Source organism: Kordia jejudonensis (genome assembly GCF_001005315.1).
GTDB classification, from domain to species: Bacteria; Bacteroidota; Bacteroidia; order Flavobacteriales; family Flavobacteriaceae; genus Kordia; species Kordia jejudonensis.
On sequence record NZ_LBMG01000002.1, the window covers coordinates 77,599 to 100,726 of the forward strand.

The window sequence follows — 23,128 nt, forward strand, 5'->3', positions numbered from 1 at the left end:
TTGCTTTTGTGTGGCGGAGATTCAAGCGATAAAATTACAAATTTATTTCTTCACTTTGCTATGAAGTTATGAACACCGTATTAGTGGTTGAGCGGCATGTTGGAGCTCTTTTTAGCCATAAAAAAGGAACTCGGATTTGTAAAGTTATTAACTATTTTATGGCTAGAAAAGCGACTAGCGAAGACACGACCGCACTTTTTCGTGGGGAAATACCAAAAAAAATGATTTTAAGTGGTTGTGTTTCAGAAAATATAGTATTTTTGCAAGCTCATTAATAATAGAGGTCGAGAACCTCACAAATTAATTTTTTATGCCTGTTAAAATTAGATTACAGAGACACGGTAAAAAAGGAAAACCTTTTTACTGGATTGTTGCCGCTGATGCGCGTGCAAAAAGAGATGGTAGATATTTAGAGAAATTAGGTATTTACAATCCAAACACTAACCCTGCAACCATTGAATTGAATGTTGATGGTGCTGTAACATGGTTACAAAACGGTGCTCAACCAACTGATACTGCACGAGCGATCCTTTCTTATAAAGGTGCTATGTACAAGAATCACTTACTTGGTGGAGTTCGTAAAGGTGCTTTGACTGAAGAGCAAGTTGATGAAAAGTTTACTGCTTGGATTGAAGCTAAAGAAGGAAAAGTACAAGGTAAAGTTGAGTCGTTAGCACAAGCTGAAGCTGATGCAAAAGCAAAAGCTTTTGAAGCAGAGAAAGCTGTAAACGAAGCTCGTATTGCCGCAAATGCTCCTGTAGTAGAAGATGCAGCGGAAGATGCTGGAGAAACTGCTTCTGGTGAAGAAGAATAAATTATAGACTTACATATAATTTTAGCCTAGTAAATACTAAATTTGCTAGGCTTTTTTTATGATATAGATATGCGAATTGAAGATTGTTTTTATTTAGGAAAAATTGTTAAGAAGTATAGTTTTAAAGGCGAATTGCTTGCAAAACTCGATACAGATCAACCTGATTTGTATGATGACTTGGATGCTGTTTTTATACAGCTTGGACGTGATTTTTTACCTTTTTTTATTGAGAAATCGTCGTTACATAAGTCAGATTTGTTACGATTGAAGTTTGAAGATATTGATACGGAAGAAGATGCCGATCAGTTACTGAAATGTGAATTGTATTTACCATTGGAGTTTTTGCCCAAGTTGGAAGGAAATAAGTTTTATTACCATGAAATCATCGGTTTTACAGTGGAAGACGCGTCTTTTGGCACCGTTGGTAAGATTATAGGTGTGAATGATAATACGTCGCAACCGCTATTTGAGATTGCACATGAATCGATTGAAATTTTAGTTCCTGTGAATGATGATATTATTAAGAAAGTAGATCGTGAAAACAAAACCATTCATATTGAAGCGCCTGAAGGTTTGATAGATTTGTATTTGGAATAAAAAAGTATTGTGATGATAAAAATGGCGGAAGTCGATTTGAAAACCAAATACGGAACTTTTCACGAAGTTTTGTTTTATGATGGACAGAAAGAAGCTATTGCTTTTTACATGGGTAATATTTCGGAACATGATGCTATTTTATGTAGAGTACATTCGTCATGCATTCATGCTCATATTTTTAATAGTATTGAATGTGAATGTCGAGAAGAAATGGCAATTGCACAACAATTGATTCAGCAAGAAGGGCGCGGAATTATTATTTGGCTTGAACAAGAAGGAAAAGGAAATGGACATTATGCTTTGCTAAAAAGTATTCCTTTTAAAAGAGCAGGAATGCCACAAGCAGAAGCGTATGAAGCGGTAGGTTTTCAAAAAGATGCTAGAGATTTTTCGGCTGCAGCCAAAATTTTGAAAGCGTTAAACGTAAAATCAATTACGCTGTTGACCAATAATCAAAAGAAAGTAAACGTACTTTCGCAACACGGAATTCACATTTCGCAAACAAGAGACCTAAAACTTTAATACGATTTACTCCAAAATACAAAAACGAGGAATTTCCTCGTTTTTGATATACTATTTAAAATTTAAAGGCTTTTAATTACCAACCTGCATTTCCTCCACTTGCTTGCGCTTCGCACATTGGACGATGTACGGAAAGTCCACAACCTTCATGTAAAAATGTCACAGGTCCTTTGTCTGGTCCAACTGGAGCGTCATTCCCATTATTTGGCGCCGCTCCTCCAAGAGCATTTGCAGCATCTAATGTTGAAATTCTTTCTTTGACTAACGTTAACTTTTTGATCTGTTTTTTCATTATTTAATTTTTTTTGATTTATATACTTTTCAGTTCATGCTTTTGCTGTCTGTTACCCAAATTATAGAGACAAACACAAAAAACTTCATTTATATACAACTAAAAAAGCGAGGAAATTCCTCGCTTTTTCTTTGTATTATCATTTACTTTCTAATATTGACAAGATCCGCATGAGTCATCAAAATATGAATTTGGATAACATATACATGCCGAATAGTTTATAGAAGTTCCACAACCTTCACGAAGGAACGTTTGTGGCTTTGCAGGTTCTGGACCATAAGGTTCTCCACCATTATTTGGTGCAGCCCCACCTCTGATTCTTCTCCCATTTAACGTGGAAATCGTTTTTTTAGAGATCATTAACTTTTTTGCCTGTTTTTTCATTGTATAAAGTTTTTTAGATTAATACACTTTTTAGTTACTACTTTTGTAATTCTGTTACCCTCGTTTTATTTTTTTAACATATGAACAAACCTTTTCGATTTAAAGAATTTACTATTCAGCAAGACAAAACTGCCATGAAAGTTGGAACTGACGGCGTTTTACTTGGCGCTTGGACTTCTGTAGAACACAATCCGTTTGCTGTGTTAGATATTGGCGCAGGAACTGGTTTGATAGCGCTTCAACTGGCACAACGTTGTCACGCAGAAGTCATTGATGCTATCGAAATTGATTATAATGCATACGAACAAGCCGTGGATAATTTTGAAAATTCTCCTTGGAGCGATCGATTGTTTTGCTATCATGCGAGTTTGGATGAATTTGTTGCAGAAATTGAAGATACGTATGATTTAATTGTGTCCAATCCGCCATTTTACACAGAGAATTATAAAACGGAGAATACACAGCGCGATACAGCACGTTTTACAGATGCGTTGCCTTTTGACGAACTTTTGAAAGGTGTTTCAAAATTACTAGAACCGACAGGCATATTTTCTACTATTATTCCATGTAAAGAACAGGAACATTTTATCAATCTGGCGGAAGCCAATGGATTGTTTCCTCACAAAATATGCAATGTAAGGGGAAATCCTAAAGCCGATTTTAAACGTAGTTTGCTATCCTTTTCTTTTCAAAAAACGGAAATCGTTACTGAGGAATTAATTATAGAAACAGAGAGACATCAATATACAGATGCTTATATTTCACTAACGAAAGATTTTTATTTAAAATTATAACAATTTGTCTTTGTTTTGTGAGATTTCATTAATTACTTTTGTGAATGCGATTTACAAACATTGCGTACATTTGAGTATAAAAAAATGCTATAAACATACAGTCCATGAAACCAGATTTATTCCAAGCTCCTGATTATTACAACTTAGACGAGCTATTGACAGATGAACATAAATTAGTTAGAGACGCTGCCCGCGAGTGGGTAAAAAGAGACGTTTCGCCTATTATAGAAGATTATGCACAGCGTGCTGAGTTTCCAGAGCAAATTATTGATGGACTGGCAAATATTGGTGCTTTCGGTCCATATATTCCAGAAGAATATGGTGGCGCAGGATTAGATCAAATTAGTTACGGATTGATTATGCAAGAGATTGAGCGTGGCGATTCTGGAGTTCGTTCTACCGCGTCTGTACAATCATCATTGGTGATGTATCCTATTTGGAAGTATGGAAATGAAGAACAGCGTCAAAAATACTTGCCGAAGTTAGCTTCTGGAGAATGGATGGGATCTTTTGGGTTGACAGAACCTGATCATGGAAGTAATCCTGGTGGCATGACCACGAATTTTAAAGATATGGGCGACCATTATTTATTAAATGGTGCTAAAATGTGGATTTCAAACTCTCCGTTTTGTCAAGTTGCAGTAGTTTGGGCAAAAAATGAAGAAGGAAGAATTCACGGATTAATTGTGGAGCGCGGTATGGAAGGGTTTACTACACCTGAAACGCACAATAAATGGTCATTGAGAGCTTCTGCTACAGGAGAGTTAATTTTTGATAATGTAAAAGTTCCTAAAGAAAATTTATTACCAAACAAATCTGGTTTAGGTGCACCACTTGGTTGTTTAGATTCTGCACGTTTTGGTATTGCTTGGGGAGCAATTGGCGCAGCGATGGATTGCTACGATACTGCGTTACGCTACAGCAAAGAACGTATTCAATTTGGAAAACCTATTGGTCAGTTTCAATTGCAACAAAAGAAGTTAGCTGAAATGATTACTGAAATTACCAAAGCTCAATTATTAGCTTGGCGTTTGGGCGTAATGCGTGAAAATGGTACGGCAACTTCTGCGCAAATTTCTATGGCAAAGCGTAATAATGTTGAAATGGCATTAAAAATTGCTCGTGAAGCACGCCAAATGTTAGGCGGAATGGGAATTAGTGGCGAATATTCAATTATGAGACATATGATGAATTTAGAAAGTGTTGTGACTTATGAAGGAACACACGACATTCACTTATTGATCACAGGTTTAGATGTTACTGGATTGAATGCTTTTAAATAAAATAAACAATATACATATATAGACAAAAGGAGCGATGATCGCTCCTTTTTTTGTGCGCATTTTTTACCGTTGCTTACTGACATTTATCATATTTCTTTTGTTAAAAAAATATAATATTAGTAGTACTAAAAAGGAACTATGTTGACATCAGAAGATTTTCAAAATTTTAAAAATAAGCAAGCGTTTATGCAGCTTTTTAAAACGAAGGAAAGTGATACAAAAGTGCAGGAAATATTGAACTCTATTCGTTATGAAAAAGAGTTGCTTCAACTTCAAGGCGAATTGGTAGATTTACAACGTTGGGTTGCTGATCATGGCAAACGCGTATGCATCATCTTTGAAGGAAGAGATGCCGCTGGAAAAGGCGGTTCTATTCGTCGTTTTGTAGAACATTTAAATCCACGCTCAATGCGAGTTGTAGCGCTAACAAAACCTACCAATATTGAACGTGGACAATGGTATTTTAGACGCTATATAAAAGAACTTCCTAATCCTGGCGAAATAGTCTTCTTTGACAGAAGTTGGTACAACCGAGCTGTTGTAGAACCTGTAATGGGCTTCTGTACCGAAAGAGAATATCAAAAATTTATGGTACAAGTCACGGAATTTGAACACATGTTGTATGAAGACGGTGTAATTCTTATCAAATTTTGGTTTTCTATCGCAAAAGAAGAACAGGAAAAACGATTCATTTCAAGACTCAATAGCCCATTGAAAAGATGGAAATTTAGTCCTGTAGATCAGGAAGGACAAAATCGTTGGGACGATTATACTTTTTACAAAGAAAAAATGTTTAGCAAAACGCACACGACAATTAGTCCATGGATCATTATAAAAACCAACAATAAGAAACAGGCTCGATTAGAAAGTATGCGCTATGTACTTTCTAAATTCAATTACAAAGAAACTGACAACAACGCCAAGCAACTTATCATTCCAGATCCAAATATTGTACAACGCTATCATCGAACTGCAAAACAAATCGATTAATTTATGGGAACAAAACTAACAGATAGAGAGTTAAAAAAATTAAACTCTAAAAAAGGTTTGAAAATATTCTTAAAAGAAGACAATCCTTCCATTTCCAAAGTTTTACGAACACTTGCATACGAAGAACAATTAGTAAAATTACAAGAAGAGCTCATAAAACTCCAAAACTGGGTTGTTGAAAATAATAAAAAGGTACTTATTCTTTTTGAAGGAAGAGATGCGGCTGGAAAAGGTGGTGCTATCAGAAGAATTACAGAACATTTAAATCCAAGAGAATTTAGAGTTGTTGCGCTTCCAAAACCGACTGAGGAAGAAACTGGTCAATGGTATTTTCAACGCTACATTAATCAATTACCAAAAGAAGGAAAGATCGTCTTTTTTGACAGAAGCTGGTACAACAGAGCTATTGTGGAGCCTGTAAATGATTTTTGCACTAAAGAAGCGTATGAAATATTTATGAATCAAGTAAATGATTTTGAACGTATGATTACTGAATCAGGTATTATACTAATCAAATTTTACTTTTCGATTTCTAAAGATGAGCAAGCGAAACGTTTTGAAGATATAAAAACGAGTATTGTGAAAAAGTGGAAATTTAGCAATGTAGATCGAAGAGCTTTAGAGTTGTGGGATCAATATACCAGTTATAAAAAGAAGATGTTTCAAAAAACGGATACAAAGATTGCTCCGTGGATTATTGTAAAAGCTAACAAGAAATCAAAAGCTCGGATAGAAGCTATTGCACATATTTTAAGACGCATTCCGTATACAGGGAAAAAGCTGAATAACTAACTTGCATTTTTTAACAAATCGAACAAAGGGCAGCGTTTACAGCGTTTGCCCTTTTTATATTTTTTACAGCATTTGCTTTTACAATTCTTTACAGGCTTAATAGCATGTTTTTTTGGCTTCTTTTGAATTTTTTCAATATCAATTAACAAAGACATAAAACGACTGTTTACATTTCGAGTACAAATATAATTATTTAAATTTAATCTAAATAAAACTGTATGATTTTTGCGTAAAAAATTTTTAGGTGGATTTTCAAGACTTTAAAAGTTTGGGAAATCCCTTTTTAGGTTTAAGGAAGTTATTTTAATTACTAAATGAGACCCCCTAATTTCTCAATTTAATACATAACTAACTTTTATATTTCTCTAAGTTTCCTCAGCAACACTAAAAAAAAAAGGGAGTAATCACAAGAATGATCTCCCTTTTATCTAATAGAATAATACTATTATAATGAGATTCCCCTAAACCTCAATATGTTTGTTGCTAAATTAAGACATATGAAAAACTCTCAATAACAATAAACACTACTTGTGTTACGGTTTTACCGTAATTATAATAAGTTTGTGTGGTTTAAAATTATAATTCATTAAAAAACAAATAGTTACACTATTTAGAAAACTATATTTCACGAACAGTATCCTATATTTTGCTTAAAATTTAGTCAATTTACTTACTATTTGTAATAACTAAGTACGGTAAAACCGTAATTACAGAAATAAAAAAAGCGAACCTAGCGGCTCGCTTTTAATAATTCATTTCGTGTAATCCATTAGAATTATAGCGGAGTATCAACTCTAGCATCAAAACCAGATGGCTCCATTGGTGCTTGTTGCGCTGGCGCACAATAGTAATACGAAGGACAACCTCCTAAACGAGAATCGCACATGTGATTAGAACATGCTGCAATTAACGTGTTTGTTGGACAACCATTCGTAACACAAAGCATGTTTCCACTGGCTGCTCCTCCAGTTACTTCGTCTGAAAGGTTAGACACTAATTTTTTGTTTAAGCGTAAGCTTTTCAAATTCTTTTTTTTCATGATTCCTATATTTAATGTTTCAATGGAGCAAATCTAGGAATGATGACATATCCAAAAAGAAGGGAAATCACTAGAATCAATAGGTCTTTTTCCCTTTTTTAACGAAAATAAACTTAAAAATTAGTTAGCAAACCATTCCGTCAATAGACTCTACACCACATTCTGTAATGATTTTAGTTCTTGTTTTTACAGTAGGATTGCATCTTTCCACCGACACAAGATCTGCATTATTTAACTCACCACCGTTAATGTTGTAAGGATTCACTAATACTGCAATGCTTAATTTTTTTAGATTTAGTTTTCTGTGTTTTTTCATCGTGTTATAGTTTTAAGGATTATTTTTTTATACTAGCATGATTACATTTAGAATCAGCTAAACTGTTACTCATTTGTGATTTTATTGAGATTTTTAATGTAATAAGATGGATAAATTCCTGTTCTTTTTTTGAATGCTTTAGAAAACGATTCAGAGGTACGAAAACCAAGCTCCGAAGCTATTGATTTAATATCATATGTGCGAAATTTTGAATCATTTTTTAATTGCACTAAAACGTAATCCAACCGTAAATCAGTAATATACTGAACGAATTTTTTCTGTTTATGCGATTGTAATGTTTTAGATAAATATGTACTATTCGTGTTAATTTTTTTAGCTACATAATTCAGTGAGCATTTTTTTTGAAGAAACATTTTTTTAGCTTCAAATCGCTCAAGTCCTTTCAAAATCTTTTGAATATTTTCATCTGTAATTACATAATTTTGCAATTGCTGTTGCGAAGTATCTTGTGTGGTTTCTTTTGCTTTTAATTCCTGTAAAACTGCATCAAATCGATCCTTATTCACGCGTTCTCTTCGCTTGTAATAGTAAAATCCGAAAATAGAAATGATTGCCAATCCTAGAGAAATATAAGTTAGTGTTCTTGACTTTTTTTCTTGTTGTTGCGATTCGTTTCGTAACTTTTCAATTTTAGTTTTAAATGAGGAAACATCATATTCTTTGTAGATTTTCTCAGAAACTTTATGTTTCAAAATATCATTTACTGCATCTTTCTCTTCGTATAATTTGAAATATTCTAATGCTTTTTCAGTATTATTTTGCTGTTCATAAGATTTAGCCAATAAAATGTAGGTTTCCTGAATTGAAGGCGAATTCACATCTTTTTCATTGACAAGTTCAATCACTTTTTCCAAATAACGAATTGCAGTATCATACTCATTTTGAAGAAAAAAGTTTTTCCCCATATACAGATATAAAACGGTCAGTTGATTTTGAAAACCCAATGTATTAATTTGCTTTTCTACCTTTATAAAATCTGCCGCAGCCGCATCATAATTTCCCTTTGTTTGCTGTATAATTGCCTGTAAGGTCAGAAAAATAGAATTTCCTTCCATATCATTTAACACCAAACTATTCTCCAAACCTTTCGTATTGTAAGACTGTGCAGAATCTAAATATTGCACTTTATACTTTGGAAATTGAGTTGCTAAATTTGTATACGTATTACTCAAATTTATAAGTGTATTTAAGTAATCCATAGGGTATTTTTCAATAGGCAACACTGCATTTTGGTACAATTGAAGATTTTTCTTTGCCAAACTTGCCGCTTGTTTGGGTTGCCCAACTTGATTCTTAATCAATGCAATACTATGACGAATTTCAGCAAGTTTTGCAATATCATTTCCTTCTTTCGCCAATTCGTACACTTTTGCATACATATCGCTCGCTTCATCGTACTTATCCGAGTCATAAAAAATAGAACCTTTAAGGTATAAACTATTGATATATTCTTTTGAATGCGAATTTGCTTCTGCGTTTTCAATGGCAATATCTACATAATAATGCGCACTATCTTTTTGCTCTAAAACGCTGTAAATCTGTGCAGTTGCATACGCAGATTCACAAATATGTACATTGTCATTTTCTGCTACAGCTTTGGAATAATACGCCAATACATACGTTTTTGCGCGTTTAGGATTTTCATACAGATTTGTTTCTACCAAGTTTTTCAATGCCGCAAGCGAAAAATTTCTTAAGGAATCATTGGGTTGCTTCATTTCATTCTGAGCATCTACAACAAACAGGGACAATGAAGAAAAAAGAATAAAACATAGTATTTTCATAATTATTAAAAATACTATGTTTTGATAAAAATTGTGATATCATAACTAGAAATTTTTGATACCAGCAATCTTTACTAAGAAGGAAGTTGCCTGAAACGCACATTTCAGACAACCTTATTACTTGAAATTATACCTCTTGTATATCTGCTCTACACGGGTGAAAAATAACTGGTAACGAAATACAATCTGTCATTGGAATAGAAATATCACAAGCTTCTTGCGTACATCCTACAGTTGGACACGAAATTATTGACCAACAAGGAACAAAACTAATTGACTCTGCTTGTCCACCTACGGCATTTCTTTTTTCTAAGTTAGAAATCGATCTTTTGTTAAGTTTTAAGCTTTTAAGGTTCTTTTTTTTCATACTATTTGATTTTAAATTAAACTGATTCAAACCTAACTAACAATGGACGAAATGAAAAGAAACAGAAGTCGTATTTATTTAAATACTTGCAATAAAAATGAGTGGTAATATACTGAAAAACAAGATTTTGAATCGAAAAAAAAGGCAGCACATTCAAATTATGAATAGCATTTATTTTACAAGAATAAACACTACGAATTTGATTAAAATATACGTTTTAGTGAATGTAAATAGTGAAAAAAAAGAATGCATTTAAAGTTTCTAAAAACTGTATTCCATAAAAAAACCCTTCAAAATCAAAAAAGATTAAGAAGGGCTTTCGTACTCGAGGCGGGACTTGAACCCGCACGGCCCAAAGGCCATTGGATTTTAAGTCCAACGTGTCTACCAATTCCACCACTCGAGCGTGGATTTTATATTGAGCGAAAAACGGGGCTCGAACCCGCGACCTCAACCTTGGCAAGGTTGCGCTCTACCAGCTGAGCTATTTTCGCAATTTGTTAAAGAGCGTGCAATACTACTACTGTATTGCGGATGCAAATTTAACACATTTCTTTAAATACCAAAACGTTTTAAAGAAAAAGAATAAATTATTTTTTAATTCACTAGAAATCAATCACTTTTTTTGGCGCACCAACATACGTTTGATCTCGTTGAGCTTCATTAACGCCTCAACAGGTGTCAATGTATCAATGTCTGTCATTAAAATTTCTTGTTTGATTTCTTCCAATAACGGATCGTCCATATTGAAAAAACTCAACTGCATGTCATTTTCTACCTTTTTTAAATCGTCTGCCAATTCTTCACTTGAATGTGATTTTTCCAAACGCTTCAATATTTTATTGGCTTTGTGAATGACTTGTTGCGGCATTCCAGCCATTTTTGCTACGTGAATTCCAAAACTATGTTCGCTTCCACCTTTTACCAATTTACGCAGAAACAACACATTGTCTTTTAATTCTTTTACAGAAACATTGTAATTCTTGATGCGATCAAAAATCTCCGTCATTTCATTCAATTCGTGATAATGCGTTGCAAATAAGGTTTTTGCACGTGACGGATGTTCATGTAAATATTCCGAAATTGCCCACGCAATGGAAATTCCGTCATATGTACTTGTTCCACGACCAATTTCATCTAACAGCACCAAACTACGTTCTGAAATATTATTCAAAATGGAAGCCGTTTCGTTCATTTCTACCATAAAAGTAGATTCGCCCATCGAAATATTATCGCTCGCACCTACTCTTGTAAAAATTTTATCTACCAAACCAATTCTAGCGGAATCTGCAGGCACAAAACTTCCCATTTGCGCCAAAAGTACAATCAATGCTGTTTGACGTAATATAGCAGATTTTCCACTCATATTTGGTCCTGTAATCATGATAATTTGTTGTGTATCTCTATCTAAATACACATCATTTGCAATGTAACTTTCGCCAATTGGCAATTGCTTTTCAATGACAGGATGACGTCCATTTTTGATTTCTAAATCAAACGAATCATCAATTTCAGGATATGTATACTTGTTTTCTTTTGCCAAGGTTGCAAATCCGCACAAACAATCTAACTTCGCAATAATATTTGCGTTTTGTTGCACTGCTTTTATGTACTGATTGATCCAAACGACCAAATCCGAAAAAAGTTCCTGTTCTATCTGTGCAATTTTCTCTTCAGCACCTAAAATCTTCGTTTCGTATTCTTTGAGTTCTTCCGTAATGTAACGCTCCGCATTGACCAATGTTTGCTTCCGTGTCCATGCTTCAGGCACTTTTGCTTTGTGTGTATTTCTAACTTCTATGTAATAACCAAAGACATTGTTCGACGCTATTTTCAACGATGGAATTCCTGTCGCTTCACATTCGCGTTCAAGCATTTTGTCCAAATAATCTTTTCCAGAGAAGGCAATTCCGCGCAATTCATCCAATTTGTCCGAATAACCACTTGCAATCGCATTTCCTTTTAAAATGTTGACAGGCGCTTCTTCATTGAGCGTTTCCTTGATTTTAGATCGAAGTAACTCACATTCATGAATCGTATCTCCAATTACTTTTATTGCTTCATTAGCACTTTTGCTCGTGATTTGTTTGATAGGAATGATGGCTTCCAACGAGTTTTTCAATTGAATCACTTCTCTTGGCGAGATTTTCCCCGTGGCAACTTTGGAAATTAAGCGTTCGATGTCACTAATTTGTTTGATATGATGCTGAATTTTTCCCAATTCTTCATCTTGATGCAACAAAAAACTTACAACTTCATGGCGTTGTTTTATCTGTTGACTATTTTTTAACGGTAATGCCAACCAACGTTTTAACAAGCGTCCGCCCATTGGCGAAATTGTCTTGTCAATAACATCTAATAATGTGATGGCATTGAACGAAGTTGAAGCATATAATTCTAAGTTTCTAACTGTAAAACGATCCATCCAAACGTATGCATCTTCTGCAATTCGGGCAATGGATGTAATGTGTTGTAGTTTGTTATGACGTGTTTCCGACAAGTAATGCAACACTGCTCCTGAAGCAATAATTCCTTCACTTAAATCTTCTACACCAAAACCTTTAAGTGAACTTGTGTCAAAATGTGTGATGAGTTTTTCTGTGGCAAAATCTGCTTTAAACACCCAATCTTCCAAATAAAATACATGATGATTTGTGCCAAATGTATCCGAAAAGGCACGTTTTTTCTGTTTCGGAATTAAAATTTCGCTCGGCTTGAAGTTTTGCAACAGTTTGTCAATATATTCTTCTGAGCCTTGCGTTGTCATAAATTCTCCTGTAGAAACATCTAAAAAGGAAATTCCTAAGAGTTTTTTCCCATAATGGATGGCACACAAAAAGTTATTCGTTTTTGCCTGCAATACTTCGTCATTAAACGCGACTCCTGGCGTTACCAATTCGGTTACACCACGTTTTACGATCTTTTTAGTTTGTTTTGGATCTTCCAATTGATCGCAAATTGCCACACGTTCGCCCGCTTTTACGAGTTTTGGCAAATAGGTGTTGAGCGAATGATGCGGAAATCCGGCAAGCTCTACATTATCGCCACCATTATTACGATGCGTGAGTACAATTCCTAAAATGTTTGCTGCTTTGACAGCATCTTGTCCAAAAGTTTCGTAAAAATCGCCTACTCTAAATAATAACAACGCATCAGGATATTTTCCTTTGATACTATTGTATTGCTTCATTAGAGGCGTTACTTTTTTCGCGGTGGTTTTTGCCAATGTTTGGTTTTTTTAGTGTTATTTTTGCAGCAATAGATGAATTGCGAATTTAATAAATTCAAGGAAATCTCACGAATTACCTATGAGAAAACTTAAAAATAGTGAACTAAACCGATTGAGCGTTGACGAATTTAAATCGTCACAAAAAACTTCTTTGATTGTTATTTTGGACAATATTCGAAGTTTAAATAATATTGGTTCGGTTTTTAGAACCAGTGATGCGTTTTTGATTGAGAAAATTTACTTGTGTGGAATTACTGCAAAACCGCCACATAAAGATATCCGCAGAACCGCGTTAGGCGCTACAGATTCGGTTGCTTGGGAATACCGTGAAGATACGCTAAAATTAGTTAACGAGTTACAAGAAAACGGCGTAAAAGTAGCTGCTATTGAGCAAGCTGAAAATGCTACGATGTTGCATGAGTTTGCTCCTGATAAATCAAATACTTATGCTTTGGTATTTGGAAACGAAGTCAAAGGTGTGCAACAAGAAGTGGTTTCGGCTAGTGATTATGTGTTAGAAATTCCGCAATTTGGCACCAAACATTCGTTGAATATTTCCGTAAGTGCTGGTGTGGTGATTTGGGATATTTTTGAGAAACTACGTTTTTAGATTGTTGGATTGTTGGACTTTTAAACAGATTCCGCATCAAGTGCGGAATGACAGATAGATAAGAACCAAGCGAAGCGACCAAAAAGAGATTCCCGCCTTCGCGAGAACAGGCCAAAAAGCGAAGCGACCAAAAAGCAAAGCGACCAAAATATCGACCTAAATATCGACCTAAATATCTACCTTGTGAATTTCCGAAATGATTTTCTGGTAATCATTTGAATTAGCGACAAAGTCTAAATCAGAAACATCAATGATTTTTACGTTTAAATCTTTGTGTGTTCGGATGAATTCTAAATATCCATTGTTGATTTTGTCTAAGTATTCCGAAGGAATTTTTTGCTCGTAATCGCGCCCACGCTTTTTTATGTTTCGCAATAAACGTTCTGTATTTTGATAGAGATACACGTACAAATCTGGCTTTGGAATTTCCTTGTACATAATATCAAACAACTTTCGATACAACTTGTATTCTTCACGCTGTAGCGTCACTTTTGCAAAGATTAATGATTTGAAGATATCATAATCTGACACAATGAAATCTTTGAATAAATCTAACTGCGATAAATCGTCCGAAATTTGTTGATATCTGTCAGCCAAAAACGACATTTCTAGTGGAAACGCATAGCGTCCGTTGTCTTCATAGAATTTTGGCAAAAACGGATTGTCTGCAAAACGCTCTAAAATCAATTTTCCATTGAAATCTTCTGCAATTTTGGTAGCTAACGAGGTTTTTCCCGCACCGATATTTCCTTCTATGGCAATGTAATTGAACCGTGAAAAATCTTTCTTCCCATCTGGATTTTGTAGTGTTTCTTCACTTTTCTCAATTCCATCGAATGAAATGAATTCATTCAATTGAGCAACCGTTTTTTTATAAGTTGGGTGAATTTTACTCGGTGCAATATCACACAACGGCTGCATGACAAATTTACGTTCGTGCGCTAACGGATGCGGTAATTTTACCAATGTAGAATCTATAATTTCATCTTCATAGAAAATAATATCAATATCAATAGTACGATTTTGATAGCCTTTTTTGTCATTTCTGATTCGTCCTAATGAAGCTTCTATTTCCAAAATTTTTGTCATCACTTCCGCAGGTGACATTTCGGTACTTACACACAAACAAGCATTGTAAAAATCGTCCCCTTCAAAACCCCAAGATGGTGTTTCATAAATAGGTGAAACCTTCAAAACACGTCCAATTTCCTTAGAAAGCTTTTGTACAGCGTTTTGCAAATGTGCACGTCTATCGCCAACATTACTTCCTATAGATATATATGTAGTGTGTAACAAATGTGGATGAAATTATAAGGTTTTGCGTGCTAAAAATTGATCCGCCAAATATAATTAAAATATATGGATAGCATCGTCAAAAAGGTAGGATTAGCAATCTTTTTTCTGCTGTTGAAATAGAATGAAATCTACTTGGCTTTCGGTTTAAAAATGTAATTGACAATATTTTCACAAAAAGTGTAACGTTTTATGATAAATGCACACTTACTTCATAATTATGCGATTAATCAATATTTTTACAAAAATTTACAAAATATAAAAGCTATGAACTTTTTAAAACGTGTACTATCAACAATTATCGGAGTTGGTATTTTCTTTGGAATTTGCTTCTTTTTGCTGATTCTTTTAATTTCTATTTCAGGAGGATCGGACTCTGACATGATTGTCGTAAAAAGTAATTCCGTCTTAGAACTTAATCTTGACAAACCTATTAATGATTATGCAGGAAAGTTTGATTATGGCGACTTGACATTTTTTCCAAATGAGCCTGATTATGATGGTTTATTCAATATTATTGATGCTATTGCATATGCAAAGAACGATGATAAGATTAAGGGAATTACAATTTCAAACAACAGTATTATTGCTGGAATGGCACAAACAAAAGCTATCCGTGATGCGTTGGTAGATTTTAAAGAATCTGGAAAATTTATTGTAGCGTACGGAGATTACATTTCACAAAAAGATTATTACTTAAATTCAGTTGCAGATACAATTTACTTAAATCCAGTGGGCGCTTTAGATTTTAAAGGTTTGGCAATGGAACGCATGTATTACAAGGAGTTTCAAGAAAAATATGGCGTAAAAATGGAAGTAATTCGTCACGGAAAATATAAAAGTGCCGTTGAAGGTTATATAAGTCAGGAAATGAGTGACGCGAATAGAGAACAAATTTCTGTATTCTTAAATTCTATTTGGGACGAAATGCGAAAGGAAATAGGAGAAAGCAGAAACCTAACGCCAGAGCAACTAAACACCTTAGCTGACGAACTAGCAGGAAGAACTGCAGAACTTGCGTTGAGTTCAAAATTAATAGACAAAATTGGATATCAAGATGAATTTCAAGCGGGCATTCAAAAAGCGATGGGACAAAATAGTGATGTAAATAGTATTGATATTTACGACTATGCGGAATATGCTGGTAAAAAACCAAAATCGACAAGTGCTAGTGATCGTATCGCGGTTATTTATGCACAAGGAGAAATTATATATGGCGAAGGAGATGAAGCAACTATTGGACAAGGTGTTATTAACAAAGCGTTAAAGAAAGTACGTGAAGATAAAAATGTAAAAGCAATTGTATTACGTGTAAATTCGCCTGGAGGAAGTGCTTTGGCAAGTGAGTTGATCTGGAGAGAAATTGAAGTGACGAAAAAAACAAAACCCGTAATTGTTTCTATGGGAGATTTGGCAGCTTCTGGCGGATATTACATTGCGTGTAATGCCGATAAGATTTTTGCCGAACCAAATACCATTACAGGAAGTATTGGTGTTTTTGGAACGGTTCCAAACATGCACGAATTGGCTAATGACTTAGGAATTAACGCAGAACAAGTTGGCACTAATAAAAATGCTGTTGATTACAGCGTTTTTGAACCAATGACCGACGAACAACGTGCCTTGATAAAAGAAGGAATTGAAGACATTTATGACTTGTTTACACAACGTGTTGCAGATGGAAGAAATATGACACAAACTGGAGTAGATGAAATTGCACAAGGACGTGTTTGGACAGGAAACGATGCCTTAAAAATTGGATTGGTTGATGAAATTGGAGGTTTAGATATGGCTATCTTGGAAGCTGCAAAAACAGCTGGAATTGAAGAATACCGCATTAAAGAATTGCCTGTGTATGAAAAAGATTTCCAAAGTATCTTAGATCAGTATACTGGTGGATTTATTCAATCTAAAGAAGCTATCTTAAAAGAAGAATTGGGAGACAAACATTACATGATGTTACAGAAGATGAAGAAAATGACGCAGATGGAAGGACCACAATTATTATTACCATACGACATAGAGATTAAATAATTTTGTTAGTTATTAATCACTAAAAAAGCCTTTCCAGTACAATGGAAAGGCTTTTTGTTATGTAGTAATTCTACTATTTGTCATAACATGCTGGAACCGTAGAAGGTGCTGGACCAGTAGTATTACCGCACGCTAATGTACAAGCAAAGCTACAAAACCTTACACTTCCTGGACAAAAAGTATTGTCGCTTACTAATCCTCCTTTTACTTCGTTATCAACCAAGTTAGAGATTTTGTTTTTGTTTAATGATAAACTTTTTAAATGTTGCTTTTTCATAATAATAATTTTTTGTGATTAATATTGAGACGAATCTAATTCAGTTTCAACTCAAAACAAAATACTTACAATCAACTATTTATAAATAACGAGTCGTGATTTATATATGACGACAATGTGTATCATTGAAAAAGTCTTTCCCCAAAAACACAATACGCCTACCTGAATTTATTTGTTAATTTACTGATGGAATTATTAAAAGAAAGGAAGATGTAGGACAAAAAATTGCCTGCTGAAATATCCTTCACAGACGCTTTATCAAATAAAAAAAGGTTGCCTAAAAATATAGACAACCTCTACTATGCAATACTATAGTACATTTATAAAAAATTACTTTTTATTACATGCATCATCTGTTGGCTTTGGTTGCGTATCCGCAGTACATGTTACACTTATATACGTACAAAGAAATGTTATTGGAAGTGACGTACCACCTAATAACTGTCCATCAACTAAACTAGATACTTTTCTTTTGTTTAATACCAACGATTTTAATGTTCGCTTTTTCATAATAATAAAATTTTGTGATTAATATTGAAACAAATTTACGCTCCAGAAAAGTAGCTTCAAAGCACATACAATCCACTATTTATAAATAACGAGTCGTGATTTACATATGACGACAACCACAATATTACTTCATAAAAAAAGCCCTTTCAATTTCTTGAAAAGGCTTCTATTTAGAAGTTCGGTTGTAACGAAAACTACAAATTAAAAAAAATTAATTTACGTTTACCGCTTTTAAAAAATAATTAGTCTGGAGCTTGAAGATCAAGATCTTTAGGTGCAGTAGTACAAATATAAGAAGCGCCACCGCCACAGTCGTTTGTACAATTTCCTCTAGAACAATTCCAAGCTGTTTGAAAAGGCGTACATCCGTCAGTACATCCATTTGTAACTCCTCCTCCATTAATTTTTTCTGGATTTAAGTTAGAAACTGATTTCTTGTTTAATGCAAGTCCTTTTAAATCTTTTTTCTTCATAATTATAAGTTTAAATTTAGTTAATTAAAGTTGATCAAATCTAAAAAACTGAAACCTGCCTAAAAAGTTTTTCCTCTCGGGTTTTATGAATTCCGAGCCTATATTTTCATCAAAAAAAGCGCATAAAAACTAGTCTTATGCGCTTTTTTTAAATAGATATTTATTTATACTGTTAATGCATCGTCTGGTGCCTGTATTGTATGACAAATACGAGAAACACCACCTGTACAATCTGCCGTACAATTTGCTTGTGTACAGTTGAACCACGTTTGTGCTGGCGTACATCCATCTGTACAACCGTCTGAAAATCCGCCACCATTGATTGCGTCACTATTTAAGTTAGAAATTGATTTTTTATTTAATTCGAGTCCTTTTAATGCTTTTTTCTTCATAATATAAAGTTTTGTGAGTTGTTTATTTTTTTACTTATTAAATATGATCATTTTGTGCTTGTAATGTGTCGCAAATACGAGAAACACCACCTGTACAATCTGCCGTACAATTTGCTTGTGTACAGTTGAACCAAGTTTGTGCTGGTGTACATCCATCTGTACAACCATCTGAAAATCCGCCACCATTGATTGCGTCACTATTTAAGTTAGAAATTGATTTTTTGTTTAATTCGAGTCCTGTTAATGCTTTTTTCTTCATGATATAAAGTTTTGTGAGTTGTTTTTTTACTTATTAAATATGATCATTTTGTGCTTGTAATGTGTCGCAAATGCTTGAAGCGCCACCGTGGCAATCTGCTGTACAATCTGCTTGTGTACAGTTTAACCAAGTTTGTGCTGGTGAACAACCGTCTGTACAACCATCTGAAAATCCGCCACCGTTGATAGCTTCTTTATTTAAGTTAGAAATTGATTTTTTGTTTAAAGCGAGTCCTTTTAATGCTTTTTTCTTCATGACATTATAATTTTAAATGAGTTAATAATTTAGTGTGTTTGTTATTTTTCAACAAGGCTAAACTACTCATGTTCAATCAGCTAAAAAAGCCATGTATCGTGGCATTTATAAATATCATCATGCTATTTATGAATTCGTAGCACGTGTTTAAGTGCAGAGAAAAATTTTACAAAAAGAAAGTTTAGTATCTTTACAACATGACGATAGCAGACAAAAAATTAGCTTCAAAAATATACTTGTATTTAGCAGCACTCTTTATTACTTCTTTGGTTGTTTCAAATTTAATTTTTCAAAAATTTTTCTATTGGTATCCATTTGATATTGAGATTTTTGGAGAAAGTTTGTTTAAAATATCGGTAGGATTACTTCCCTATCCAATTACATTTTTGATTACAGATGCCATTTCTGAGATTTACGGAAAGAAAAAAGCAAATCAGGTGGTAATTGCTGGAATTTTTGCCTCTTTTTTCTCGTTAGGAATTATTTATGTCTCGCAAAATGTTCCTGCTTTACCCAATTCGCCCGTGAGCGATGAAACATTTACACAAGTATTTGGAAACGCACCATTAGCCGTATTTGCGTCGATGTTGTCCTATTTGTTTGCTCAGTTTATTGACATTCAACTGTATCACTTTTGGAAAAATTTGACCAAAGGAAGACATTTATGGTTACGGAATAACTTTTCTACATTTGCTTCTCAATTTGTAGATACATTCTCCGTAATTACACTTTTATGTGTATTTGAAATATTGCCGTGGGATTTATATTTGGGCTTACTTGCTAGCGGATTTATCTTTAAAGTATTAGTCGCATTTATAGACACTCCTTTTTTATATTTAATAGTATATATATTCAGAAAACGTTTTGGCTTGGAAATCGGAGAAGAGATTGATTTAGATAGTCATACCGCATAAATTTTTTATTTTTTTCCAGCTAAATTTTGGATGAAACTTGCCAAAATTAACTCAAAAGATTCTAATGTTAACGCGAATGCTGTAATTGGAAAAATTTATCATCTTCTTAACAGTGATTTTTTTAAAATTCACTTTCTTAGATTCTCAAAAAAGAGGAAAGCATGAACGTGAAAAAAATATTGAAAATAACTGGAATAACACTCCTACTATTAATCGTTGCCTTACTAACGGCACCCTATTTATTTAAAGATAAAATCATTGCTATGGTAAAAGAAACCATCAATGAAAATATAAATGCGCGTGTTGATTTTGCCGATGCTGACGTGAGTTTTTTTAGAAATTTCCCGAAAGCTTCGATTATTTTAGATGATATTTCGGTAATAAACAACGCTCCATTTGAAAACGACACACTATTTTTTGGTAAAGAAGTTTCAGTAACTACAGCTATTGGCGAACTTTTCAAAGGTCCAAACGAAGCGATTCAGATTTATAGCTTCACGGTTGATGATGCCAAATTAAATATTCTTGTTGACGAAAACGGAACAGCAAATTACGATATTGCAAAACCTAGCGAGACTGTACAAACTGCGGAAACTGTTTCAGAAACGTCCGATTTTAAATTCAACATAGACAATTATCATATCCTTAATACAGACATTAATTATTATGATGCAAAAAGCAAAACTAAACTTGTACTGACAGATGTGCAGCATGAAGGTTTTGGCGATTTTTCATTGGATACATCTGAATTGAACACTACCACAAATGCGGAAGTTTCTTTTGGAATTGATGGTATGAATTATATTGAACAACAACAAGTTGCACTGGAAGCGTTGATTGGAATGGATTTGACAAATGGAACATATACATTTCTTGAAAATGATGCTTTAATCAATCAATTGCCGTTAAAATTTGATGGTTTTGTAAAAGTAAATCCAGATTCGCAAGAAGTAGACATCACATTGCAAACGCCATCTTCGGATTTTAAAAATTTCTTAGGTGTAATTCCAAAAGCTTATGCAAAAAACATTGAAAGCGTGGAAACGGCAGGAAATTTTGAAGTTTCTGGAAAAATTAAAGGACTTGTAACCGAAACCACTATTCCTACTATTGACATCAAAGTAGTTTCTAATAATGCTTCTTTTAAATATCCTGATTTGCCAAAAAGTGTTCAGAATATTAACATTGATGCACAGCTAAAAAATACCACTGGAAAAACGGAAGATACATTTCTAAAAATTGGCAACTTAGCCTTTAAAATTGATGAAGATTCATTTCGTGGAAATGGAACAATTGCGGCATTAACCACAAATCCAAAAGTAAATGCTACCATAGTTGGAAAACTGAATTTAGGAAATATCTCAAAAGCCTATCCAATAGAACTAAACAAAGAGTTAAGTGGAATTTTAGATGCCAATTTGACGACAAATTTTGACATGAATTCCATTCAAAAAGAACAATATGGAAATATCAAAAACACGGGGAATCTTTCCATTTCTGACTTCTTATTTTCGTCCAAAGATGTGGTAAATCCGTTAGCAATTTCAGAAGCTAAAATTGACTTTATTCCTGGAAAAATTTCTTTAAAAAAGTTTGATGCAACAAGTGGAAAAAGTGATTTTAAGGCAACAGGAACAATTGAAAATTTACTTGGTTTTTTATTTAATGAAGGCAAACTGAAAGGAAACTTCAATGTAAATTCAAACAATTTTTATGTAAATGATTTTATGGTCGCAACCGAAGAAGGAAGTGAAAATAAAAGTACTGAAATTACCGAAGGAGAAGCCTTAAAAATTCCAGCTTTTTTAGATTGTTCTATTTATGTAAATTCTAACAAGGTATATTACGATAATATTATACTAGATCAGGTAAAAGGTAACTTAGTCTTAGAAGACGGAGAAGCTATTTTAACTGATGTTACTTCTGAAGTATTTGGCGGAAGAATCAAAATGTCAGGCTTGGTTTCTACAAAGAATACTACACCAACTTTTGCGATGGATTTAAATATGGACGAGTTTGATATTTCAAAATCATTCAACGGATTGGAGTTGCTTCAAACTATTGCACCTGTTGCCAAAGCATTGAACGGAAAGTTGAATACAACAATTTCATTACAAGGAGATTTAACCCAAAGTTACACACCTAATTTGACTACAATTTCTGGTAACGCGTTCGCGGAATTGATCACGACGACTTTAAAATCTACAAATATTGATTTTTTCAACACCATTAATGACAAACTAACGTTTATCGATTTAAATAAAATAAACATAGAAGACATCAAGGCAAAATTATCTTTTGATGATGGAAAAGTAAGTGTAAAACCGTTTTCGTTTAACTATAAAGATATTGATATTACCGTTGCAGGAAGTCATGGTTTTGATCAATCGTTAAATTACGATGCTACTTTTGAAATTCCTGCTTCGTATTTAGGAACGGAAGTCACAAAATTACTATCTGAAATCAAATCGGAAGAAGCAAAAAGTATCAAAGTTCCTGTATCTACTAAAATTACAGGAAGTTATAGAAGCCCAAATTTTACTACAAATTTAGTAAGCGCGACAACAGATTTAGTCAAAAAGTTGGCCAAACTAAAAGCGCAAGAAGCACTTAGCAACATCAACACAGGAAGTGATACTGTTGATGGAATTTTGGGTAATTTAATCAAAGGAAACGATACAAAAAAAGATTCTACCGTTACCACGCCCAATTCTACAGGAGATAAAGTAAAGAGTGTTTTGGGAAGCTTATTGGGGAATCGAAAAAAGAAAAAAGAAGCGGAAGAAAAAGCAGCAGCACAGGAAAAGAAGCAAGATTCTGTGAAGTAAGATGTGGATTTTGTTTATTTGTTGAGTTGTTAATTCGTTATGACTTTCATTTTTCAACT

The 23,128-nt window shown here is 33.8% G+C and carries 26 protein-coding genes and 2 tRNA genes; 12 read left to right on the plus strand and 16 right to left on the minus strand.

The features are described from left to right. Nucleotides 1-68: 68 nt before the first annotated feature. The 4 genes from AA089_RS01225 to AA089_RS01240 all read left to right on the plus strand — a co-directional run bounded on the left by AA089_RS01225 (nucleotide 69) and on the right by AA089_RS01240 (nucleotide 1,933). Nucleotides 69-275 carry a hypothetical protein gene (locus AA089_RS01225; protein ID WP_046755084.1) on the plus strand — a complete coding sequence of 69 codons (207 nt, stop codon included), beginning with the start codon at nucleotides 69-71 and terminating at the stop codon, nucleotides 273-275. A 35-nt stretch (nucleotides 276-310) separates the two neighbouring features. Further along, entirely contained in the window at nucleotides 311-814 is a 504-nt protein-coding gene (locus AA089_RS01230; RefSeq protein ID WP_046755085.1) for a 30S ribosomal protein S16, read from the plus strand. Nucleotides 815-883: 69 nt separating this feature from the next. Next, on the plus strand, nucleotides 884-1,411 hold the full coding sequence (gene rimM, locus AA089_RS01235) for a ribosome maturation factor RimM (protein ID WP_046755086.1): 528 nt from the start codon (nucleotides 884-886) through the stop codon (nucleotides 1,409-1,411). 12 nt (nucleotides 1,412-1,423) lie between these two features. Then, on the plus strand, nucleotides 1,424-1,933 hold the full coding sequence (locus tag AA089_RS01240; RefSeq protein ID WP_241479958.1) for a GTP cyclohydrolase II: 510 nt from the start codon (nucleotides 1,424-1,426) through the stop codon (nucleotides 1,931-1,933). A gap of 76 nt (nucleotides 1,934-2,009) precedes the next feature. Here AA089_RS01240 and AA089_RS01245 read toward each other — a convergent pair whose 3' ends face one another. Together AA089_RS01245 and AA089_RS01250 are read right to left on the minus strand one after the other, a co-directional pair. Beyond that, nucleotides 2,010-2,225, minus strand: a complete 216-nt coding sequence (locus tag AA089_RS01245) for a hypothetical protein (RefSeq protein WP_046755088.1) — start codon at nucleotides 2,223-2,225, stop codon at nucleotides 2,010-2,012. Between the two features lie 150 nt (nucleotides 2,226-2,375). After that, nucleotides 2,376-2,609 (minus strand): hypothetical protein, encoded by a 234-nt coding sequence (locus AA089_RS01250; protein ID WP_046755089.1) that lies wholly within the window; start codon nucleotides 2,607-2,609, stop codon nucleotides 2,376-2,378. An 80-nt stretch (nucleotides 2,610-2,689) separates the two neighbouring features. On the opposite strand from AA089_RS01250, the gene AA089_RS01255 reads away from it, so the two are divergent. The 4 genes from AA089_RS01255 to ppk2 (AA089_RS01270) all read left to right on the plus strand — a co-directional run bounded on the left by AA089_RS01255 (nucleotide 2,690) and on the right by ppk2 (AA089_RS01270) (nucleotide 6,468). After that, nucleotides 2,690-3,403: a tRNA1(Val) (adenine(37)-N6)-methyltransferase gene (locus AA089_RS01255; protein WP_046755090.1), complete on the plus strand. Its 714-nt coding sequence runs from the start codon at nucleotides 2,690-2,692 to the stop codon at nucleotides 3,401-3,403. 104 nt (nucleotides 3,404-3,507) lie between these two features. Further along, the gene (locus tag AA089_RS01260; RefSeq protein ID WP_046755091.1) at nucleotides 3,508-4,686 is read left to right on the plus strand and encodes an acyl-CoA dehydrogenase family protein; all 1,179 of its coding nucleotides are present in this window, start codon (nucleotides 3,508-3,510) and stop codon (nucleotides 4,684-4,686) included. Between the two features lie 138 nt (nucleotides 4,687-4,824). After that, a complete protein-coding gene (gene ppk2, locus AA089_RS01265) occupies nucleotides 4,825-5,676 on the plus strand; it encodes a polyphosphate kinase 2 (RefSeq protein WP_046755092.1) in 852 nt (283 codons plus the stop codon). A gap of 3 nt (nucleotides 5,677-5,679) precedes the next feature. Further along, the gene (gene ppk2, locus AA089_RS01270; RefSeq protein WP_046755093.1) at nucleotides 5,680-6,468 is read left to right on the plus strand and encodes a polyphosphate kinase 2; all 789 of its coding nucleotides are present in this window, start codon (nucleotides 5,680-5,682) and stop codon (nucleotides 6,466-6,468) included. 775 nt (nucleotides 6,469-7,243) lie between these two features. Here the strand turns inward: ppk2 (AA089_RS01270) and AA089_RS01275 are convergent. The 7 genes from AA089_RS01275 to mutS all read right to left on the minus strand — a co-directional run bounded on the left by AA089_RS01275 (nucleotide 7,244) and on the right by mutS (nucleotide 13,221). Continuing rightward, entirely contained in the window at nucleotides 7,244-7,507 is a 264-nt protein-coding gene (locus tag AA089_RS01275; RefSeq protein ID WP_046755094.1) for a hypothetical protein, read from the minus strand. A 124-nt stretch (nucleotides 7,508-7,631) separates the two neighbouring features. Further along, nucleotides 7,632-7,823 (minus strand): hypothetical protein, encoded by a 192-nt coding sequence (locus AA089_RS01280; protein ID WP_046755095.1) that lies wholly within the window; start codon nucleotides 7,821-7,823, stop codon nucleotides 7,632-7,634. Nucleotides 7,824-7,888: 65 nt separating this feature from the next. Then, nucleotides 7,889-9,628 carry a tetratricopeptide repeat protein gene (locus tag AA089_RS01285; protein WP_046755096.1) on the minus strand — a complete coding sequence of 580 codons (1,740 nt, stop codon included), beginning with the start codon at nucleotides 9,626-9,628 and terminating at the stop codon, nucleotides 7,889-7,891. Nucleotides 9,629-9,755: 127 nt separating this feature from the next. Further along, nucleotides 9,756-9,995 (minus strand): hypothetical protein, encoded by a 240-nt coding sequence (locus AA089_RS01290; RefSeq protein ID WP_046755097.1) that lies wholly within the window; start codon nucleotides 9,993-9,995, stop codon nucleotides 9,756-9,758. A gap of 322 nt (nucleotides 9,996-10,317) precedes the next feature. Further along, nucleotides 10,318-10,401: transfer RNA gene (locus tag AA089_RS01295), tRNA-Leu, on the minus strand. A 15-nt stretch (nucleotides 10,402-10,416) separates the two neighbouring features. Next, a tRNA-Gly gene (locus tag AA089_RS01300) sits at nucleotides 10,417-10,489 on the minus strand. Between the two features lie 122 nt (nucleotides 10,490-10,611). Beyond that, the gene (gene mutS / locus AA089_RS01305; protein ID WP_046755098.1) at nucleotides 10,612-13,221 is read right to left on the minus strand and encodes a DNA mismatch repair protein MutS; all 2,610 of its coding nucleotides are present in this window, start codon (nucleotides 13,219-13,221) and stop codon (nucleotides 10,612-10,614) included. Nucleotides 13,222-13,303: 82 nt separating this feature from the next. On the opposite strand from mutS, the gene AA089_RS01310 reads away from it, so the two are divergent. Beyond that, nucleotides 13,304-13,834 carry an RNA methyltransferase gene (locus AA089_RS01310; RefSeq protein ID WP_046755099.1) on the plus strand — a complete coding sequence of 177 codons (531 nt, stop codon included), beginning with the start codon at nucleotides 13,304-13,306 and terminating at the stop codon, nucleotides 13,832-13,834. 168 nt (nucleotides 13,835-14,002) lie between these two features. Here the strand turns inward: AA089_RS01310 and folK are convergent, their stop codons facing one another. Next, nucleotides 14,003-15,130 (minus strand): 2-amino-4-hydroxy-6-hydroxymethyldihydropteridine diphosphokinase, encoded by a 1,128-nt coding sequence (folK, locus tag AA089_RS01315; protein WP_046755100.1) that lies wholly within the window; start codon nucleotides 15,128-15,130, stop codon nucleotides 14,003-14,005. Nucleotides 15,131-15,394: 264 nt separating this feature from the next. On the opposite strand from folK, the gene sppA reads away from it, so the two are divergent. Continuing rightward, nucleotides 15,395-17,161, plus strand: coding sequence for a signal peptide peptidase SppA (gene sppA / locus AA089_RS01320; protein WP_046755203.1), 1,767 nt, complete (start codon nucleotides 15,395-15,397; stop codon nucleotides 17,159-17,161). Between the two features lie 73 nt (nucleotides 17,162-17,234). Here sppA and AA089_RS01325 read toward each other — a convergent pair whose 3' ends face one another. The 6 genes from AA089_RS01325 to AA089_RS01350 form a co-directional block, all read right to left on the minus strand. Further along, the gene (locus AA089_RS01325) at nucleotides 17,235-17,438 is read right to left on the minus strand and encodes a hypothetical protein (protein WP_046755101.1); all 204 of its coding nucleotides are present in this window, start codon (nucleotides 17,436-17,438) and stop codon (nucleotides 17,235-17,237) included. Nucleotides 17,439-17,768: 330 nt separating this feature from the next. Then, the gene (locus AA089_RS01330; protein ID WP_046755102.1) at nucleotides 17,769-17,948 is read right to left on the minus strand and encodes a hypothetical protein; all 180 of its coding nucleotides are present in this window, start codon (nucleotides 17,946-17,948) and stop codon (nucleotides 17,769-17,771) included. Between the two features lie 242 nt (nucleotides 17,949-18,190). Continuing rightward, nucleotides 18,191-18,421: a class I lanthipeptide gene (locus tag AA089_RS01335; RefSeq protein ID WP_046755103.1), complete on the minus strand. Its 231-nt coding sequence runs from the start codon at nucleotides 18,419-18,421 to the stop codon at nucleotides 18,191-18,193. Between the two features lie 164 nt (nucleotides 18,422-18,585). Beyond that, a complete protein-coding gene (locus tag AA089_RS01340; protein WP_046755104.1) occupies nucleotides 18,586-18,813 on the minus strand; it encodes a class I lanthipeptide in 228 nt (75 codons plus the stop codon). A gap of 37 nt (nucleotides 18,814-18,850) precedes the next feature. After that, nucleotides 18,851-19,072 carry a class I lanthipeptide gene (locus tag AA089_RS01345; RefSeq protein ID WP_046755105.1) on the minus strand — a complete coding sequence of 74 codons (222 nt, stop codon included), beginning with the start codon at nucleotides 19,070-19,072 and terminating at the stop codon, nucleotides 18,851-18,853. Between the two features lie 33 nt (nucleotides 19,073-19,105). Beyond that, on the minus strand, nucleotides 19,106-19,327 hold the full coding sequence (locus AA089_RS01350; RefSeq protein WP_046755106.1) for a class I lanthipeptide: 222 nt from the start codon (nucleotides 19,325-19,327) through the stop codon (nucleotides 19,106-19,108). Between the two features lie 197 nt (nucleotides 19,328-19,524). Here AA089_RS01350 and AA089_RS01355 point away from each other — a divergent pair, with 197 nt between their 5' ends. Together AA089_RS01355 and AA089_RS01360 are read left to right on the plus strand one after the other, a co-directional pair. After that, the gene (locus tag AA089_RS01355; protein WP_046755107.1) at nucleotides 19,525-20,241 is read left to right on the plus strand and encodes a queuosine precursor transporter; all 717 of its coding nucleotides are present in this window, start codon (nucleotides 19,525-19,527) and stop codon (nucleotides 20,239-20,241) included. Nucleotides 20,242-20,402: 161 nt separating this feature from the next. Continuing rightward, nucleotides 20,403-23,069, plus strand: coding sequence for an AsmA-like C-terminal region-containing protein (locus AA089_RS01360; protein WP_046755108.1), 2,667 nt, complete (start codon nucleotides 20,403-20,405; stop codon nucleotides 23,067-23,069). Nucleotides 23,070-23,128: the final 59 nt, after the last annotated feature.